Raw genomic sequence first — 17,966 nt, 5'->3', positions numbered from 1 at the left:
TTTCCAAGATTTTGTACGTCTCTATCCATTTTCGCCACCTTCATGAATTATTGGGGTATCCGTTCTTGCAAAAGTACTTCGTTAAGGGCGTTATGATCGGATCGGTTAAGGGATAAACAATTCCATGGTAATTGGTTGCAGCGAAAGGAAAGGGAATGGAAATGAACACATTTACAAATCCAGAAAGCAAAGTTTATCGCCTTGGAGGAAAACTGGTAGATTTGTTTTTCCTGAATATCTTATTTCTCCTGACGTCGCTGCCAGTTATCACACTTGGTGCGAGTACGACTGCAATGTTTACGGTCACGATGAAGATGGTCGATGACAGCCAAGGCCCGTTGGTGAAGAGTTATTTCAAAGCCTTCAAGGACAACTTCTGGCGAGGGACATTTACTGGGGTAGTTTTACTTGCGGTTGGCGCAGTACTCTATGTGGGACTGCATGTACTCAGAATGTTCCCAATTCTGTCGTTCATCATTGTTGGTATCGCACTCTTAATTGCGGTAATCAATTATGCAGTGATGCTCCTGTTCGTCTTTCCTTACAATGCCCGATATTCTGACGGATTTTGGCACAGTTTTAAAGTGTGCTGGCAGATGGCACTGCTCAACTTGAAGCCAACCATTGGCTTAGTACTCGGGCTGGCAGGGGTCCTGGCGGTTATTACCCTCGATTCGTTCTATGCCATCCTAGCAAGTTACTTCCTCATTGTGATTGGCTTTTCGTCAGTGGCTTTGTTGATCTCATCAATCGTCAAGCCGGTGTTTGCACAGTATGAACACAAATAAGTAAAGACTAGTTGCAGCGGGGGTGGGACAAAAATCGGATTAAACCGATTTCAACCCCTTTTGACCGGAGCTCGTTTTCACAAAAGTGGAAATGAGCTTCGGTTTTTTCATTGCTATTTTTCGTTCTCTTCGAGCCACTCTGCATATTTTCTTAAATCATAGGCAAGGATGACCAACCCCACTTCTCGAGAAACATGGGCTAGTCCGCGAACGTGGCACCGCCGAAAATTCAACGTGCTTTTGATTGACCCAAAGGCTGTCTCCACTTCGTCTTTGCGCTTGGCATAGACTGTTTTGCCGGGGTCATTGCCCAGCCACAGCCGTTCTTGGGATTTTTGTGTCTCCCACGTCTTATTGACGGCAATCCGTCGCGGTCGACCCGTTCGGGTCTGCGCCCAATAGTACGGTTCCGGTTCGCCCACGATCTTGGCCTGGTAGTAATCATAATGCCGAACGAAGCCGGTCTCGTGGTCTTTGCGGTACCCGTGATACAGGAAGTCGAACCGGATGCCGTGGTCGTCGACGTAGTAATTGCCCTTCTGGTGGTAATTCCAGTTGATGAACTTATGCGGGTCATGCCGGTACTTGCGGGTCATTTCCTTCTCGTACATCGTGTAAGGAATCAATGGCATCATGTGGTGCGCATCCACATAGGCGTAATTACGCTGGCCACCGTAACCGGCGTCGGCCGCCAGGTAGCGCGGCGTGATTCGTTCCCCGCCCATTTTGTTGAGAAAGGGGATCAAGGTTCGTTGATCCGTGGGCCGCTGGCAGATGTCATAGTTCAAGATGAACCGGTGATTCGTCGCGATTTGCAGGTTATAAGCCGGCTTGAGCTGGCCATTCTTCATGGGATCCTCTTTCAGACGCATGAAGGTGGCGTCGTGGTCCGTCTTAGAGAAACTGTTCCGCTGCCCAAAGAGTGCAAAATACCGGAGGTACTTCTTCTTCCGCGGCAGGTAGTCCGTTTGGATCACGTGCAGGTAGTGCTTGAGCTTACGCCGACGGCGCTTGTTCGGCGAACCGCCAGGGATCGTTCCTTCTTTGGCAATGATGCGGTTCAGGCGTTTAATCACCCGCAACAACTGGTGCTGGGCACACTTCAACGCCTTCAGCGGATTTTCATCACCTGCCGGAACGCGTAACCCAGCTAACTGCAAGGTGTGCATGAGTACCCGTACTTTGCCATTGAGTCGATCATTGGCGGTATCGGTCGCCCGGCGCCAGACGAAGGTATACTTGTCCGAACTGGCCTCAATTTTAGTCCCGTCGATGTAGCGCACGGTATTATCAATGATGTTTTGGGCAGCCAGCATTTGCTGGAGGGCCACCAAAGCAATTGGCAAGAACGTGTCCATCGCCGCCGATACACGGAAACGGTTCAGCGTCCGATAACTGGGAATTTGATAATGGTTGCGGAAGAACCAAGCCAGGGTGGTGTCATTGCCAATTTGATACTGAAGTCTGCGGCCCGTCACCGGCTGGCCTTCGGCGTATTCATACAGGAAGACTTTGAATAAGGTGCGCGGAGAATAGCCCGGCCGGCCTCGTTGGTGCTCGCTCCGATCCAGCAGAGCAGTGGGTATGGAATCGACAAAGTGGTCAATGACGTTGGCCACGCTACCCATTTTGACAACATAGACAACATTCAGTGAACGGACACTCAATTTTCTGGTACACTTGATAGGCATGGTGCTGTTTCCATCTCTTTCTGGTTGGTGTCGTTACTTACTAGGATAGTGCGGAAACCGCACTATGTTAAAATATATGCTGGTATCAAAAAGGAACCGGGCCAAGACCATTTTCAGTCTTGACTCGGTTCCTTTCATTTTGACTTTTTCTGGGAGATGGGATTTTTGTCCCACCCCCGTTTTTGTACTTCGAAATGAAAGAAATCATTTTCTATGAGCATCTATTCTGAAAACTTGTTTCTAATTGTACAATTGTACCGAACAAATATTGGCTTGACTCCAGGAAACCGCGTGCGAGGAGGTTTAGTAAACTTTACTACCGGATTTTCCGGACAAATATCGAGAATTTGTCCTGGAAGTGTTTACTTTTTTGACCGCGCAGGTTAATATATTACCTGTAAGCGCAAACAGGGTGCCGTTACGCGACCACCGAATCGTTGGTAAGTTGACCGTACAACTATTAATCATCCGACATCATCATGGTCGCCGATGCGCTGTTCGCCAAAAATTTAGTAAAATTCGAGGAGGAATTTGCTATGAAAGGCTGGAAAAAGCTTGGCCTTGCTGCGATGGCAGCGATTGCGATGCTGACACTGTCATCTTGCGGCAGTGGTAATGCCTCCAGTGCAAGCAAAGATGGGAAAATTACCATCGAGTTCATGCACTGGGGTGGTACCGACACATACAAAGGTGTCTACCAAAAGCGGATCGCTGCATTTGAAAAGGCCAACCCTAAAATCAAGGTGAAAGTCATCACTGTGGGTGACAATTACGACACAAAGCTGCTTACCATGGTCGCCGGGAACAAAGCACCTGATGTCGCACAAGTGGCTGAAGACGGTACTGGATTTGCGTCCAAGAATGCCTTCATCAGTTTGGATAGCTACATCAAAGACAACAACATGGATCTTCAAAAGACCTATGGCAACGGCAGTGATCTCTACAAATGGAAAGGCCATGTTTTTGGCATCCCAGATCGTGGTGGTGCCGGCGTGCTCTATTACAACAAGGACATCTTTGATAAAGCCCATATGGCGTATCCAAACGACAAATGGACCATCAACGACTTTTACAGAGCCGCCAAGAAGTTGACCAAGCGAGATAAGAAAGGCAACATTACCCAATGGGGTACGTCTTATGCCGATTATCAAGCAGCATGGGGCAGCTTCATGATGACCAATGGCGGATCGTTGGTCAAAAACGGTAAGGCTACCGTTGATTCTCCGCAAAACTTGAAGACATTTACTGATTACACTAAGAACTTTAAGAGTTCCAGCATTTCATACCAAACTGCTGAAGACGGTGTCAATCGGTTCCAGCAGGGTAAAGTGGCGATGACACTTGACGGCATGTGGTGGATTTTGGGTAATTCCCAAGTCAAGGGTTTGAACTTTGATATTGCACCGATGCCAGGGAAGTATTCATGGTCGACCGGCAGTGCGTTAACGATTTCTCGCCAGTCGGACAAAGCTCACCGGGCTGCCTCGTGGAAGTTCATTAAATTTATGACGGACGTCAAGGCTCAAAAAATCCTGGGTGCTTCGCTTGGTGATATTCCGGCCAATATGAAAGTTTTGGAAGATCCAGGGTTCATCAAGCAGAAGATTACCGGGAAGACTTATGATTTGGCAACCATTGCCAAAGACCAGAAGAAAGTAAAGATTGATGGCATTTTCCGCGGGCCTTGGTATAGCGAAGCAATCACAGAGTGCACAAACGAAGTCAAGGAAATGCTGCTGGGGCATCAAACGCCAAAACAATCGATTGACAATTTGCAAGCTAAAGTCCGGGCAATTCTGAATAAATACTAACGGGCCGTCAATGTGAGGAGTAAAAAAAATGGACGCAAGTACAAAAGTTGCCGATAAGCGGGGCCAATCCAGTGCTGACAAACGAACTCGAATGAACCGTCGTTGGTTCTTCTTCTTCATTTCACCTTGGCTGATTGGGTTTTTGGCTTTAACGGTCGGACCCATGATTTTCTCGTTTGTCATGAGTTTCACCAACTGGGACATGATGACCCAGATGAATTTCGTGGGCATTTCTAACTATGTCAATTTGTTCAGTGACCCGATTTTCCTAACGTCAATGAAGAATACCTTCCTTTATGCGGCAATCAGTGTTCCTCTGAATTTGTTGCTGTCACTGGGGATGGCATACCTGCTCAGTTTCCACTTGAAGGGCATGCGGTTCTTCCGGACTCTGTATTACCTGCCCGCAATCGTACCCGTTGTTGCCAGCACCATCTTGTTCACCAATATTCTGTCCAGTAATGGTTTGCTGAACAAGATGCTTGGCTTCTTCGGCATTCATGGGCCGTCTTGGTTACTCGATAAGAACATCGTCCTCTTCAGTTTCGTGTTTCTAGCCATCTGGGGTGTCGGCGGGACGATGATCCTGTTACTGTCCGCCATCAATAGTATCAACGACTCCATGTACGAGTCAGCCACGCTTGATGGTGCGACCCGGATGCAGATGTTTACACATATCACGATGCCGCAAATTTCACCGGTTATCTTCTTTAACCTGATTACCGGGATCATCGGTTCATTGCAAACCTTCACTCAGGTCTACTTGATGACCAAAGGTGGACCAGATAACGCCAGTCAAATGATAGTACCTTATCTGTACACTAACGCCTTCTCGTACTACCGGATGGGTTACGCATCTGCAATGGCTTGGGTGCTGTTCGCCGTCATTATGGTGCTGTCGGTTATCGTGCTGAAGTCTTCCAGCGCATGGGTGTTCTACGAAGAGGAGGTCAAATAACATGCTGGATCGAAAAATGAGCTTGTGGCACAAAATTCTGATTTATGCCATCCTGGTTGTTATTGGCTTCGTTCTCTTTGCCCCGTTCATGTACATGATCTCCATTTCCCTGGCAGGGAAGCAGACCAACATGATTCAGGATTTCAGTTTCTTCCCCAAAGAGTTTTATTGGCAGAACTATAAGACACTGTTCGGCAACTTGTTCGGCGGCGAGTATCCTATTGGTACTTGGTTCTTGAATACCATGTTGGTCGTCGTATTGAGTATCATCGGCCAAATGTGGTCGAGCTCGTTCGTCGCTTATGGCTTTGCTAAGATGGAATACAAGCACAAGAATTTCTTCTTCTTGCTCTTGCTGATGACCATGATGCTCCCAGGTCAAATTACCTTAATCCCGGTCTTCATCATCTTCCGTAACTTGGGTATGTACAATACATTGTGGCCGTTAATTATTCCTCAGTTCTTCGGCTCGGCCTACAACATTTTCTTCACCCGGCAATTCATGACCGCGATTCCGGGGGAGTTGTATGAGGCTGCCGAATTGGATGGCTTGAACTACTTTGGCATTTATCGCCGGATTGTCTTACCTCTGGTAATGCCGGCGCTGGCTGCCATCGCCATCTTCACCTTCAACTTTGCTTGGGGCGATTTGATGGGACCGTTGATTTATGTTTCTGACTCAAGTAAGTTTACCTTGGCTTTGGGTGCTGCCAACCTCTCTGCATCGACTAACCCTAGCGGGACAATCAATACATCGCTGGTCATGGCGCTGTCATTCTGCTTATCCATCCCTCAGATTGCCATCTACTTCTTTGGTCAGAAGTACCTGTTCAATTTGAACCTGGGCTTGGGCAACAGTGGTAGTAAGTAACATAGAGAAAGGAAGTCGCCGCATTGAAACAGCAGGAATTCATGTACAAACTGTACCATTACTCAAGCTATCTCAATTACATTCTATGGTTGTTTGAGGTCAATGCACTGATGCTGGTGATGAACGCGCCGTTGTTCATTGCGGCTATCGGTCTTCCTCTCAGCATGTCGTCACTGGCACTGTACATTGTATGCTCGCTTCCAGTTGGCCCGGTGTTGTATGCCGGAGTCAGCGCGTTGGTCCGGGTTAAAGAGAACAATGGTGTCGTAAAAGCGTTCTTCCGTGAATTAAAACGCACTTGGTTCTCGATCTTCAAGTGGACCGCAGTGCCGATCGCCGCAATTTGGCTGATACTGTTTAACCTGTCGGTGACTAGTCGAGTAGGGAGCATGCAGCCGCTGTGGTGGTTGAACGTAATCCTCTTGGCTGTTGTGGCTGCCTTCATGATCAACGTCATGATTGTACTAGCCACCTGGCATCAACCCGTTAAAGCGGCGATGCTGCTGACCCTGAAGCTGAGTATCGTCAAGTCGTTCCGCTATTACATGAATCTGATCATCATCGCCGGGACCTTCATCTTACTGAAGCTGTTCCCCGTTTACATCATCCTGTTTGGCCCCGCACTGGCATTACTGTTGTGCAAGGTCAACTTCCAACCGGTGATCGATTACGTGAATGAGCGGCCAGAGAACAAGTAGGCGTAAAGCAACATCTGTATTTGAAGCACTGCAAGCACATGAAATGTGTGTTGCAGTGCTTTTTTTGGTGTCACAGGTCATTATGGCTGACCCCATAACCGCACCTTACCATGTGTGGCCATCCCAATTGATATATCAATCGGGACGCTGGTGTCGAAATGTTACCTATATGGATAATGAGAAGACCATCTATTATTTGGTAAGCCCTTGCAGCTGATTAACCTGTCTGGTAATATTTGTACCGTTAAGTAATGAAACCGCATTATTGTACGTACATATCGCGGCTTTCCCATTTCTCAAAGTAAAGATGTCCGGTAAAAACTGGTAATCTTTCTCAGCCTATCTTCAGCAGCTGTTTCCGGCCAGTGCACAGTCGAAAATGCCGCTCGTTAGAACCCATCACGAGGAGGAAACATAATGCGCAGGATACACTTATGGCGAACCTTGGCGCTGGTTGCGGTCAGTGTCGTGACGACCCTGACCTTAGCTGCTTGCGGCAGCAATAGCAGCCAAACAGCAAAGGACGGCTCAACCAAGGTGGAGTGGTTCTCTGACGTTACTGGCTGGGGACCGAGTGGTTGGAATACCACGACGTCCCCATTGACGCGGACGATCAAAAAAATTTCGGCGTGGACCTGACGTACACTCAGCCACCGTCTGACCCAGATACGAAGCTTGGGTTGATGATTGCTTCTAAAAGCATTCCGGATGTTGTATCCGCTACGGATCCGGACACGATTCGGGAGCTGATCAAGTCTAAGCAGGTTTGGCCGATGAAGGAATTCATGGAAAAGTATGACCCGTCTTCGCATCTTTTGAAGGATTTTCCCAGTGACATCAAAAAAGCGATTGTTAACCAATATGGCGGCTGGTATTCAGTTCCCAGCCACACCAACTCCGCTGATGCTCGAAAAATCTATCCCTCTGGCAGCAAGCAGTGGCAAGACATCGCTGAATATGGCGGGAATAGTACGTTCATGTTCAACACGAAGATGATGAAGCAGTTGGGCATTACAGCCCAAGACGTGAGCACCCAAGCCGGGTTGATGGCCGCTTTCAAGAAAGTCAAAGCAGCCAATCTCAAAGTCGGCGGGAAGTCAGTCTTTCCTCTGCTGATGAACGGCAGCGTGTGGATCGATAACTCGCTGAATGGCATCTTGGCTTACAACTTTGGTGCCACACCGGTTGACCCAAAAGGGAATTACCAAATGCTTGAGCTCAGTCCAGGGTACAAAGAAGCGATGAAGTTTGTCAATACCACGATTCAGCAGGGCTACTTGAATGTCGATACGCTTACCATGGATGAGAATTCAATCAAGCCTTACATCTTAAATAATCGGGTCTTTTGCTACATTGGGAACCAAGCCAACTTTGACAAGTCCGGCTTACCGCTCAAGTCATTCGGCCCGGTGATGGCAGATAATGGTGCCCAGCCAACAGTCGGACAAGGTAAAACCCCTGGCGTTGGCTGGATTCAGACCTTTGTCAGTCGTAATGCGAAAAACCCCAAAGGTATTGCCAAAATGCTGAGTTACGCCACTTCTAAAAAAGGCTTAATCGAAAACGAGTATGGCGACAGCAAGAATTATACGATCAACAAGAAGGGGATTATTACCCGCACCGCTGCTGGTCAAAAAGAATTTACCGGTCCATACAAGAGCAATATGATCCTCTGGCCATTCGTCAACACGGCCTTTGATTACAGCACAACACCGGATCCTAAACCAGGGACAGATGCTTACGTTGCCAACCAGGTCATGGTGGCCTATGGCAAGAGCCCCAAGGTCTATCGCTTCAACTCATCCTTGCTGAACTTTGTTAATTCTAACTTGATCAGTCCGACCAGTGATTTGGGCATGAATCAATCGCAGTTGAAGGCCTATCTGCAATCACAGATTGGGAAAATCGTGACTGCGAATAATACAGCCCAGTTCAACCAGCAGTACAACGCGATGATCAAGACGATGAATAACTTGGATGTCAAAGGCATCGATGCGTTCTACAACAAGTATTACCAGAAGAACGTTAAGGCCACCGGCACGAAGATCAAAGACGTCAACGCGGACGTCTATCACGAGAAATAGGGCAGGGGTGAAAACATGGCTAAGAAAAAGGGCTTAGGCTACGATTCAACGTCGCAATTGCAACTGCATTCCTTAATGCTGCCAGGAACGATTCTGATTGTTTTGTTCAACATCATCCCATTGTTCGGGCTGCTGCTGGCGTTTAAGAATTACGATATCACCGACGGCTTCTCGGGGGTCTTCACCAGTGCCTGGTACGGTTTCCAAAACTTCAAAGTAATTTTCAGTAATAGCAACTTTGGACCGATGCTGGTCAATACGCTGGGCATTAACTTGATTGGCAACTTGATTGCCATCCCAGTGACCATCTTCTTCGCACTGATGATCAACGAGATTGCCAGCCCGCGCTTCAAGAGTTTCGTTCAAACGATTACCTATATGCCCCACTTCATTTCGTGGGTCGTCTTCGGCGGCATCATCATCACGATGCTGAGTACCGACGGCGGCATGCTGAACACGATTTTGATGAAGCTGCATATCATTAAGAGCGGGATTTCCTTCATGGCCAAGCCGCAGTATTTTTGGGCGATCGCCATCATTTCTAACCTGCTCAAGGAATTGGGCTGGGGCACGATCCTGTACATTGCGGCGATGTCCGGTGTGGATGAGTCGCTCTACGAGGCGGCAGACTTGGATGGGGCGTCGCGGATGCAGAAGATGGCGCACATCACCTTGCCGGCGATTGAGCCGACCATCGTTATCATGGTGATTTTCGCGGTCGCCGGGATCATGAACAACAACTTCGATCAAATCTACGTTCTGCAAAACCCGTTCAACTTAGGTCGCAGTGAAGTGATTGATACCTACATCTTCAAAGTCGGTTTGCAACAACTGCAATTCGGTCTAGCGGCTGCCATTAACATCTTCAAATCAGTACTGGCCATCATCCTGCTGTTCGCCGCCAACAAGATTTCGACCAAGTTGACCGATCAGGGACTATTCTAAGGAGGTTTGAAAAATGCACGAAGTTGTTACGCGTCACGAGAAAAACTTCCAGATCATCCTTGCGGTCGTTATGGTGCTGATTATGATCATTACGGTCTACCCGGTCTGGTATTCCGTGATTAATTCGTTGAACGATGCCCAATCCATCGATCGCTTCGGATACTCTCTGCTGTGGATGCGCAAGTTCTCGTTCTCCAGCTGGTACGCGGTCCTGCGGGACAATCAGATTCTGCGGGCGTTGGGCATCACCACGGCGCGGACGGTCATTGTCACTGTCCTCCAGACGATCATCACCGCGATGTTTGCCTACGGCTTCTCTCGCCCGAACCTGACCGGGAGAAAGTGGTACACCACCCTGGGTTTCATCAGCATGTACCTGAACGGCGGGATTATTGCGTACTTCATCCTGTTCGTCCAGCTGCACATCTACAACACGTTTTGGGTTTACATTCTGCCGTTCCTCTTCGGCGGGTTCTACAACGTGATCATCTATAACGCCAATTTCAAGGCCATTCCGGAGTCGTTGTTCGAATCAGCCAAACTGGATGGTGCCAGTGAGTACCAGATCTTCTTCAAGATCGTGGTGCCGCTGTCCAAGCCTGTGGTCAGCGCCCTGGGTATCTTCACCGCTGTGGCGATGTGGAACGATTACACTCAGACGTTGTACTACACCCAGAATGCCAAGCTGCAAACCTTGTCTTACTACGCGCTGACGCTGACGAAATCCAGTCAAGCCGCCTCGCAGTTAGGCAACTCTATGAACACTGCGGCAGCGAACACCGTTGGTGCGGCGATGCAGAAATCGGCGGACTTCCGTACGATTGAGTTGGCGACCATGGTTCTGGCAGCATTGCCGTTGATTATCGTTTATCCCTTCGCTCAGAAGTTCTTTGAGAAGGGCGTTCTGCTGGGTTCTGTGAAGGGCTAATGACTGGAGGTCATCACCGTGAAACGTTTTTCACTGAGCATTGACGGGCCTGTCCAACGGACCCTGGGTGTCATGGGCGATCTGATTGTGTTGAACATGCTGTGGCTGCTGTGCAGTCTGCCATTAGTCACGATTGGTGCTGCTACAACGGCACTCTATACCGTCACGTTGGATATGGCTGAGGGAAAGGGTGATAAGCACTACCGTCAGTTCTTGCAAGCGTTCCTGGCTAACCTGGGCCGGGGCAGTGTGCTGGGAGTCTTACTGGCGGGCCTGGGGGCTTTCCTCATGTGGGACTATTGGTGCGTGCGCACCGTCCTGCACGATAATGTGTTCTTCCTGCTGATGGTCAGCTTGGTTACTCTGCTGTATGCCATCACCACGCTCTATACATTCCCGCAGGCCGCCCGGTTCGACGACTCAGTGGGACATTATCTCAAGAATGCGCTGTTTCTGGGGTTGGCCCACATGAAGGGCAGCCTGGCAATGTTGGCTGTCTTAGTGGTCCTGGTGGTTCTGGGGGTGGTATCGCCGCACATTATGATGATGATGGCGTTCCTCGGTGTGTTGTTTGGCTTTTCGGGGTTGGCCTATCTGTCATCTGACTATTTTGTCCACCTGTTTGCCCAGTACCAGAAATAACAGCATCATTGTGAAAGAAGAGACGCCTGTGAACTCATCGGTGATGGGTTCGTGGGCGTCTGTTTGGTCACATGGTGCCTATTTCTTGGAGCGTCGTCCCCGCCAGCTCTTGGTTCACCTGCAGAACAATCCCTGGTTTTACTGTGTGGGCGCAGTCGCTATTTTCTTCTCGCTGCGCACGTTCTGGGTATTGAAGAACCTGCCGGCGAAGCCGAAGGTGCTGGCGAATGGGAAACGGTCTGTTTGGTAACAAGGACGAGAAACGGTCAGGTTTTCTTCTAGAATTGATCGCAGTAAAAACCGCCTACCATACTGGTTGCAACCAGTCAGGTGGGCGGTTTTGCATGGCGGCGAGGGCAGGCTTCTTTTCTCCCTCACTTACTCGGCGTGTACGAGAAATCAAACTCAATGTTCTGATCGTAGTTGCCAAACCCCTTACCGTAAATCGTGCAGCCCCCAGCGTGGGCGGCGTCCTTGGGGGCGGCGATGCGGAAGGTCCACAGCGGGGCGGTGGTCAGCTTGAGTTTGGCGAAGGTGTTGTAGCTGGTGGCGTGGCCGTTGATCCAGCAGCCCATGTCGGTGATCCGCAGGTTGACCTGGGTGCCGTACTGGTTGACGCCGGAGGAGTACCAGGCCGGATTGTACTTGCCCCGCTTGTCGATGAAGTCGCCGGGGCTGGTCCATTCCCCGATGTTGGTGCCATTCAAGAAGAACGACAGGTCGGAGGGCCAGTTGCTGTTGCCGCCGGGGAACTCGGAGCCCAGCTCCATGTTGATGTCGACGATGGCCAGGTGCTGGCCGGTCTTCAGGGGATTCATCACGGTGTATTCGACGTAGCCGCTGGTGAACCAGACCAGCGAGGCGTTGAAACGCTCCGGATCCATGAAATAGCGGGGGTCGTCGAACTCGCCGATGATGTGGCTGGTGGAGACGAGGCCGCAGGGCGGGGTGACCTTGAAGTTGGTGTATTGACCGATGGGCAGGGATGAATGGTAGGTTTGGTAGGTGACTGGGGCCCGCTTGGGGAAGGCCACTTCGAGAGATTCCACCACCAGGGTGCAGCGCTTTTGCAGGCCGGCCTTGCCGGGGATACGTTCGGTCTTGATCAGGCCGGCGTTCTCCAGCAGGTCGACGTGCTTGGCCACCACCGGGTTGCTCAGGTGCAGCTTGGCGGCCATTTCTTTGACGTTGGCGGGGTGCTCCGCCAGCATTTGAATGATCGCCACGCGGGTCTTGCTGCCGAGGGCGGCGAAGAGGGGCACGGATTCTTGAGAGACGTCTACTTTCATGATGTTGTTATTCCTCCACGTAATGAGCAGTTTGGGTAATGAAATTAGTTGTTATCCAGTTGGCTAACTTTAACCGGCAATATTATCTATCTGCCTGTTTACTTATCCTATGGGCTACGATACCATGACTTTGTAAGCGATTCAACTAATTTGTGCGGAGAGGTGTGTTTCACGTGAAATCAAGTATTACCTTAGATAAGTATGCCCCCGTTGGCGAAATTGACGAAAGAATCTACGGCTCGTTCATCGAGCATCTGGGCCGGGCCGTTTATACCGGCATTTACCAGCCGGGCCACCCCAGCGCGGACGAGAACGGCTTCCGCCAGGACGTCATCGACCTGATCAATAAGCTGAACGTGCCGATTATTCGCTATCCCGGCGGCAACTTCGTCTCCGGCTTCAACTGGGAAGACAGCGTCGGTCCCAAGGACCAGCGGCCTCGCCGGCTGGACTTGGCTTGGCAGACGATTGAGAGCAACCAGTTCGGTCTGCATGAATTCATGCAGTGGCTGGGCAAGGTCCATGCCAAGCCGATGATGGCCGTTAACCTGGGTACCCGGGGCATCGACGCCGCCCGCAACCTCATTGAGTACACAAATTTTCCCAAGGGCAGTTATTACAGTGACATGCGCCGGCGCAACGGGGCCGAGCAGCCCTTCAATATCAAGACGTGGTGCTTGGGCAACGAGATGGACGGCCCTTGGCAGATCGGCCACAAGGACGCCGTGGCTTACGGCAAGTTAGCGAATGAGACCGCCCACGCCATGCGTATCGTGGACGACAGCATCGAGACCGTCGCCTGCGGCAGTTCGGGGCTGACCATGCCCACGTTCGGCAGCTGGGAAGATACCGTGCTGGACCTGACCTACGATAACATCGATTACCTTTCTCTCCACCGCTATTACGGCAACCAGGACAATGACACGCCGAACTTCCTCGCTCAATCCCTGGACCTGGATGCCTTCATCAGCGGCGTGACCGCAATCTGCGACGCCGTCAAGGCGCGCAAGCACAGCCAGAAGACAATCAATCTGTCCTTGGATGAATGGAACGTCTGGTACCACAGCAACAACCACGACGCCCACGATGAGAAATGGCAGGAGGCCCCGCACAAGCTGGAGGATATCTACAACTTCGAGGACGCGCTGCTGGTGGGCAGCATGCTGATCACGATGCTGCACCATGCCGACCGGCTGAAGATGGCTTGCCTGGCTCAGTTGGTGAACGTCATTGCGCCGATCATGACCGACGAGAACGGCGGGGCTTGGGCGCAGTCCATTTTCTACCCGTTCATGCAGGTCTCGACCCTGGGCAAGGGCACGGTGCTGACGCCGATCGTGCACAGCGAGACGTATGGGACCAAGGAATTCGATGCGGTACCGTTCGTCGATGGCGTGGCCGTGTTGAACGATGCCGGCGATACTGTGACCGTCTTCGCCGTGAACAAGTCCCTGGATACCGCCCAAGACTTCACCATTGCGGCCGGCGATTTTGACTTTGCCAGCGTCGCCCTGAGCACCCAGATGGCCGGTTACGGCTTGAAGGAGACCAACGAGGACGGCCACATGGGCATCACGCCGAACACCACGGCGCGGCTGGCCGAAGACGGCGTCCACGTTACCCTCGCCCCGGCGTCTTGGAACACGTTCCAGATTAAGGTCAACTAAGGGAGAAAAGCATGCAACCGAAGATTCAGTTTGGGGTCGATTATTACCCGGAGCATTGGCCGGAAGAACGCTGGGACCAGGACTTCGCCATGATGGCCGAGATGGGCATCGACGTGGTCCGGCTGGCGGAGTTCTCCTGGTTCAAGCTGGAACCGGCGGACGGCCAGTATGATTTTGGCTGGCTGGACAAGGTGCTGGACTTGGCGGCGGCCCACGGCATCCGCGCCGTGCTGGGCACTCCCACGGCCGCGCCGCCGGCCTGGCTGATTGCTCAGCATCCGGATATTCAGCCGGTGGACCGGGAAGGCCGGACGCATTACTTTGGCGGCCGGCACCATGATTGCCAGTCGAATCCGATTTACCGCGACTATATTGGCCGCTTCGTCCGGGCTTACGCCCAGCACTTTGGCAAGAATCCCACCGTGGTGGGCTGGCAAGTGGATAACGAGCTGGGCAACAGTCACGGTGATCTGTGCTACTGCCGCTACTGTCAGCGCCATTTTCAGAAATGGCTGCGGGCCAAGTACGACACGATCGAGAATTTGAACGAAAACTGGGGAACGGCGTTTTGGAGTCAGGGGTACCAGGACTTTTCTCAAATCCAAGCCCCCAAGATGACGGCCAGCGGGGATAATCCCAGTGCCTTGCTGGATTGGCAGCAGTGTCATTCAGACCTGATCAATGACTTCCACGCGTTCCAGGCCCAGATCATTCGCCAGTATTCCCCCGGCCGGTTCATTACCCATAATATGATGGGCTTCTCGCCGGTGGTCTGCTATTACGACCTGGGCGAGCAGCTGGACTTCGCCAGCCAGGACCAGTATCCCACAGGCCACTTCCTGGCGGATCAGACCAGCTTCCGCGGCGCCCAGTGTGCGGCCGAACTGGACTTCATCCGCAGCGTCAAGCAGCAGAGTTTCTGGGTGATGGAACAGCAGACGACGATCACCGGGTGGGAATATATGGGCCGGCTGCCTAAGCCGGGCCAGATCCCGCTGTGGTCCATGCAGTCGGTCGCCCACGGGGCGGATGCCATCGTCTACTTCCGCTGGCGTTCCTCGGCTCTGGGGACGGAGCAGTTCTGGCACGGCATTCTGCCCCACTCGGGGATTCCTGGGCGGGCGTACCGGGAGATCCGGGCGTTCATTCACCAGACCAAACCGCTGCTGCGCGAGATCAACGGGACGACGCCGCGCGCCAAGGTAGGGATCGTTTTCTCCTATCCCCAGGACTATGCCTTGAACATTCAGCCCCAGCACCCAGACATGGCGTATACCCAGACGCTGATGACGTATTACGGGGCGTTGTACCGGCGCAACGTGGCGGTGGACTTCATTCGGGACACAGCGGACTTCAGTCAGTATGACCTGGTCATCGCGCCGCTGCAGTACCTGATGACCAGTGCGCTGGCCGACCGGTATGCGGCATACGTGCAGGGCGGTGGGCAGCTGGTACTGACGATGAGGACCGGCGTGAAGCACCCGAATAACCTGTGCATGACCGACGCGGCCCTGCCCGGGAAGACCCTGAGCCAAGTGCTCGGTCTGACAGTGCCGGAATACGACTGCCTGCGGGACGTAGACGTCGTCGTTGATTGGGCCGGCCAGTCCTTCACCGGCACCCACTGGGCGGACTTGATTGCCCCGACGACCGCCACGCCGCTGGCGACGTATGGATCGGAGTTTTATGACGGGACACCGGCCATCACGCAGAATCGGTTCGGCGCTGGGACGGCGTATTACGTGGGCACCGAGCTGACGGACGCCCTCGCGGACCAGTTCGTCGGTCAGCTGCCGGCGGTGGCCGCTGAGACGATCACGGCGCCGCCGCGGGTGGAGATCACCCACCGGGACAGCGCCACCAAGCGTTACTATTTCGTGCTGAACCATACCGGCGAGACCCAGACGGTGCCGATTCCAGCCGCCTGGACACCGTATTTTTCAGAAGCTCAGCCGGGGCAGATTGCCCCTTATCACTATCAAGTATTCACGGAGGCTATTCATTCATGACAGACACCGAGACCAATTACCTGTTCGTTCATTTCCGCGAGACCCTGCCCGACCCGATCGGTGAGCAATGCTATTTCGGTTTGAGCCGGGACGGCTACCACTGGGAAGGCACCAACGGTGGTCAGCCCGTCCTCACCAGCCAAGTAGGGGAGAAAGGCGTCCGCGACTTCACCATCGTCCGCACCCAGGACAACAAGTTCCACATTATCGCCACCGACCTGAGCTTGGCCAATAAGTTCAAGACCAAATACCACAATTCTTGGAAAGAAATCAACCAGCATGGCAGCCAGTACTTCGTCGTGTGGGATTCTGACGATTTGGTACACTGGAGCGATTCCCGCATGATCGAACTGGGCAATCAGCACTTCGGCTGCCTCTGGGCCCCGGACGTCATCTGGGACGCAGAACATCAAAATTACGTCCTGCACTGGTCCTCCTCAGTGGACTACAACGACTTCGGCAACCAGGTCATCTACTTCGCCCGGACCACCGATTTCGTCCACTTCACCGAGCCGGAGATCCTGTACGCGAAGGATGATACCAGCGTGATCGATTCTGCCATGTACACGGCTAACGGCAAGTACTACTTGTTCGTGAAGAGTTCCGCGAACCCGGAGACGATCATCGAGTTCTGGTCCGGTTCGGCCACCGGCCCCTGGACGCGGGTGCCTGGTTTTGATAAAGAAATGAGTACCCTCGAGCCTGGTCAGTACGAAGCGCCCACCGCCTTCCAGCAGCCAGACGGGACCTGGTGCCTGTTCTTAGACTACTATGGGCCCAAGCACGCCCAAGGGTACGTACCGTTTGTGGCCTCCGACATCGCTAAAGGCGACTTTAAGATGGCGACCAATGAGTTCTCGTTCCCGTACGGCTTCAAACACGGCACGATTCTGAAAATCACCCCGGCCGAGTATGACCGCATCAAGCAGGCGTTTGCCTGATGGCGTTCTGAATGACCCGGGCAATGGTCTGGGGCGATTCCTGCGCGCCACTGGCCAGCCACTTGGTGACGACCCGGACGGCACCGCTGAAGAAGAATTCGTAGTAGTAATCCAGGACCGCCGGGTCGGTCTCGTGGTAGAGCTCTCGGTACTGGGCCAGCGTTTCTTCCTTGACCGGGGCGAGCACCGCCTGGAGCAGGGGACTGGCGTGGATGTTGCGGATGATGATCAGGGTGGCCGTTTCCTCGGATTGGATCACCTCGAGGATCGGCGGCAGCCACTGGTCGATGGTCGCCGTACCGCTGTGGATCAGCGGCCGGACCGTATCCACCAGCTCCTGTTCGATACTGGCAAAGAGCGCCGCCGGGCTGGCATAGTGCAGGTAGAACGTCCCGCGATTAACGTCCGCCTCCCGGCACAGCTCCGTGACGGTGATCGCCGCCAACGGCTGATGTTCCAATAACCGAATCAACGCTTCTTTCAATTGCCGCCGGGTGTATTGCGTCCGGCGGTTATTTTTGACTCCTGGCATGATGGTCTCCTCCCCGTCTGTAACGACTCAATTTGTTCAATCTCAGAGGATGTAGGGTGACGGAGGGCGGAGCAGATTGGGGTAGTGGTGGTCAAGACTTGGTTGTCGGCGT

At 52.4% G+C, this 17,966-nt stretch carries 17 protein-coding genes; 14 read left to right on the top strand and 3 right to left on the bottom strand.

Annotation, left to right across the window (positions count from 1 at the left end; all coding sequences use genetic code 11):
• The first annotated feature begins 161 nt into the window (after positions 1 to 161).
• Positions 162 to 788, top strand: a complete 627-nt coding sequence (locus L248_RS07480) for a YesL family protein (RefSeq protein ID WP_196812006.1) — start codon at positions 162 to 164, stop codon at positions 786 to 788.
• A gap of 113 nt (positions 789 to 901) precedes the next feature.
• Here the strand turns inward: L248_RS07480 and L248_RS07475 are convergent, their stop codons facing one another.
• A complete protein-coding gene (locus tag L248_RS07475) occupies positions 902 to 2,455 on the bottom strand; it encodes a transposase (RefSeq protein WP_022529548.1) in 1,554 nt (517 codons plus the stop codon).
• Between the two features lie 560 nt (positions 2,456 to 3,015).
• Here L248_RS07475 and L248_RS07470 point away from each other — a divergent pair.
• From L248_RS07470 to L248_RS07430, 10 genes are all read left to right on the top strand, one after another.
• Positions 3,016 to 4,290, top strand: a complete 1,275-nt coding sequence (locus L248_RS07470) for an ABC transporter substrate-binding protein (RefSeq protein WP_040535501.1) — start codon at positions 3,016 to 3,018, stop codon at positions 4,288 to 4,290.
• 28 nt (positions 4,291 to 4,318) lie between these two features.
• Positions 4,319 to 5,248, top strand: coding sequence for a carbohydrate ABC transporter permease (locus L248_RS07465; RefSeq protein WP_245585279.1), 930 nt, complete (start codon positions 4,319 to 4,321; stop codon positions 5,246 to 5,248).
• A 1-nt stretch (position 5,249) separates the two neighbouring features.
• Positions 5,250 to 6,119 carry a carbohydrate ABC transporter permease gene (locus tag L248_RS07460; RefSeq protein WP_022529545.1) on the top strand — a complete coding sequence of 290 codons (870 nt, stop codon included), beginning with the start codon at positions 5,250 to 5,252 and terminating at the stop codon, positions 6,117 to 6,119.
• 23 nt (positions 6,120 to 6,142) lie between these two features.
• Positions 6,143 to 6,817: a hypothetical protein gene (locus tag L248_RS07455; protein WP_022529544.1), complete on the top strand. Its 675-nt coding sequence runs from the start codon at positions 6,143 to 6,145 to the stop codon at positions 6,815 to 6,817.
• Between the two features lie 417 nt (positions 6,818 to 7,234).
• Positions 7,235 to 7,456, top strand: a complete 222-nt coding sequence (locus L248_RS15855; RefSeq protein WP_155828596.1) for a hypothetical protein — start codon at positions 7,235 to 7,237, stop codon at positions 7,454 to 7,456.
• 44 nt (positions 7,457 to 7,500) lie between these two features.
• Entirely contained in the window at positions 7,501 to 8,901 is a 1,401-nt protein-coding gene (locus L248_RS07450) for a type 2 periplasmic-binding domain-containing protein (RefSeq protein ID WP_155828595.1), read from the top strand.
• A gap of 15 nt (positions 8,902 to 8,916) precedes the next feature.
• Entirely contained in the window at positions 8,917 to 9,846 is a 930-nt protein-coding gene (locus tag L248_RS07445; protein ID WP_022529542.1) for an ABC transporter permease, read from the top strand.
• Positions 9,847 to 9,859: 13 nt separating this feature from the next.
• Positions 9,860 to 10,774 carry a carbohydrate ABC transporter permease gene (locus L248_RS07440; protein WP_022529541.1) on the top strand — a complete coding sequence of 305 codons (915 nt, stop codon included), beginning with the start codon at positions 9,860 to 9,862 and terminating at the stop codon, positions 10,772 to 10,774.
• A gap of 18 nt (positions 10,775 to 10,792) precedes the next feature.
• Complete coding sequence (locus L248_RS07435; RefSeq protein WP_022529540.1) at positions 10,793 to 11,416, top strand: YesL family protein; 624 nt, start codon at positions 10,793 to 10,795, stop codon at positions 11,414 to 11,416.
• Between the two features lie 10 nt (positions 11,417 to 11,426).
• Positions 11,427 to 11,666, top strand: coding sequence for a hypothetical protein (locus tag L248_RS07430; protein ID WP_220095313.1), 240 nt, complete (start codon positions 11,427 to 11,429; stop codon positions 11,664 to 11,666).
• Between the two features lie 124 nt (positions 11,667 to 11,790).
• Here L248_RS07430 and L248_RS07425 read toward each other — a convergent pair whose 3' ends face one another.
• Positions 11,791 to 12,705, bottom strand: a complete 915-nt coding sequence (locus L248_RS07425) for an ArsR/SmtB family transcription factor (RefSeq protein WP_022529538.1) — start codon at positions 12,703 to 12,705, stop codon at positions 11,791 to 11,793.
• Between the two features lie 173 nt (positions 12,706 to 12,878).
• Here L248_RS07425 and arfA point away from each other — a divergent pair, with 173 nt between their 5' ends.
• Genes arfA through L248_RS07410 form a run of 3 tightly spaced genes read left to right on the top strand, consistent with a single transcriptional unit; the run spans position 12,879 to position 17,322 of the window.
• Positions 12,879 to 14,372 (top strand): arabinosylfuranosidase ArfA, encoded by a 1,494-nt coding sequence (gene arfA / locus L248_RS07420; protein ID WP_040535495.1) that lies wholly within the window; start codon positions 12,879 to 12,881, stop codon positions 14,370 to 14,372.
• Positions 14,373 to 14,383: 11 nt separating this feature from the next.
• Positions 14,384 to 16,381 (top strand): beta-galactosidase, encoded by a 1,998-nt coding sequence (locus tag L248_RS07415; RefSeq protein WP_022529536.1) that lies wholly within the window; start codon positions 14,384 to 14,386, stop codon positions 16,379 to 16,381.
• Positions 16,378 to 17,322 (top strand): glycoside hydrolase family 43 protein, encoded by a 945-nt coding sequence (locus L248_RS07410; protein ID WP_022529535.1) that lies wholly within the window; start codon positions 16,378 to 16,380, stop codon positions 17,320 to 17,322. The genes L248_RS07415 and L248_RS07410 overlap by 4 nt, the downstream gene beginning before the upstream one ends.
• Here L248_RS07410 and L248_RS07405 read toward each other — a convergent pair.
• On the bottom strand, positions 17,303 to 17,854 hold the full coding sequence (locus tag L248_RS07405) for a TetR/AcrR family transcriptional regulator (protein WP_040535492.1): 552 nt from the start codon (positions 17,852 to 17,854) through the stop codon (positions 17,303 to 17,305). The genes L248_RS07410 and L248_RS07405 overlap by 20 nt on opposite strands.
• Positions 17,855 to 17,966: the final 112 nt, after the last annotated feature.

Origin of the sequence: Schleiferilactobacillus shenzhenensis LY-73, assembly GCF_000469325.1 — a bacterium.
In the GTDB taxonomy this organism is placed as follows: domain Bacteria; phylum Bacillota; class Bacilli; order Lactobacillales; family Lactobacillaceae; genus Schleiferilactobacillus; species Schleiferilactobacillus shenzhenensis.
The sequence above is the reverse complement of the archived record's forward strand: the minus strand, read 5'-3'. Positions and strand labels throughout refer to the sequence as shown.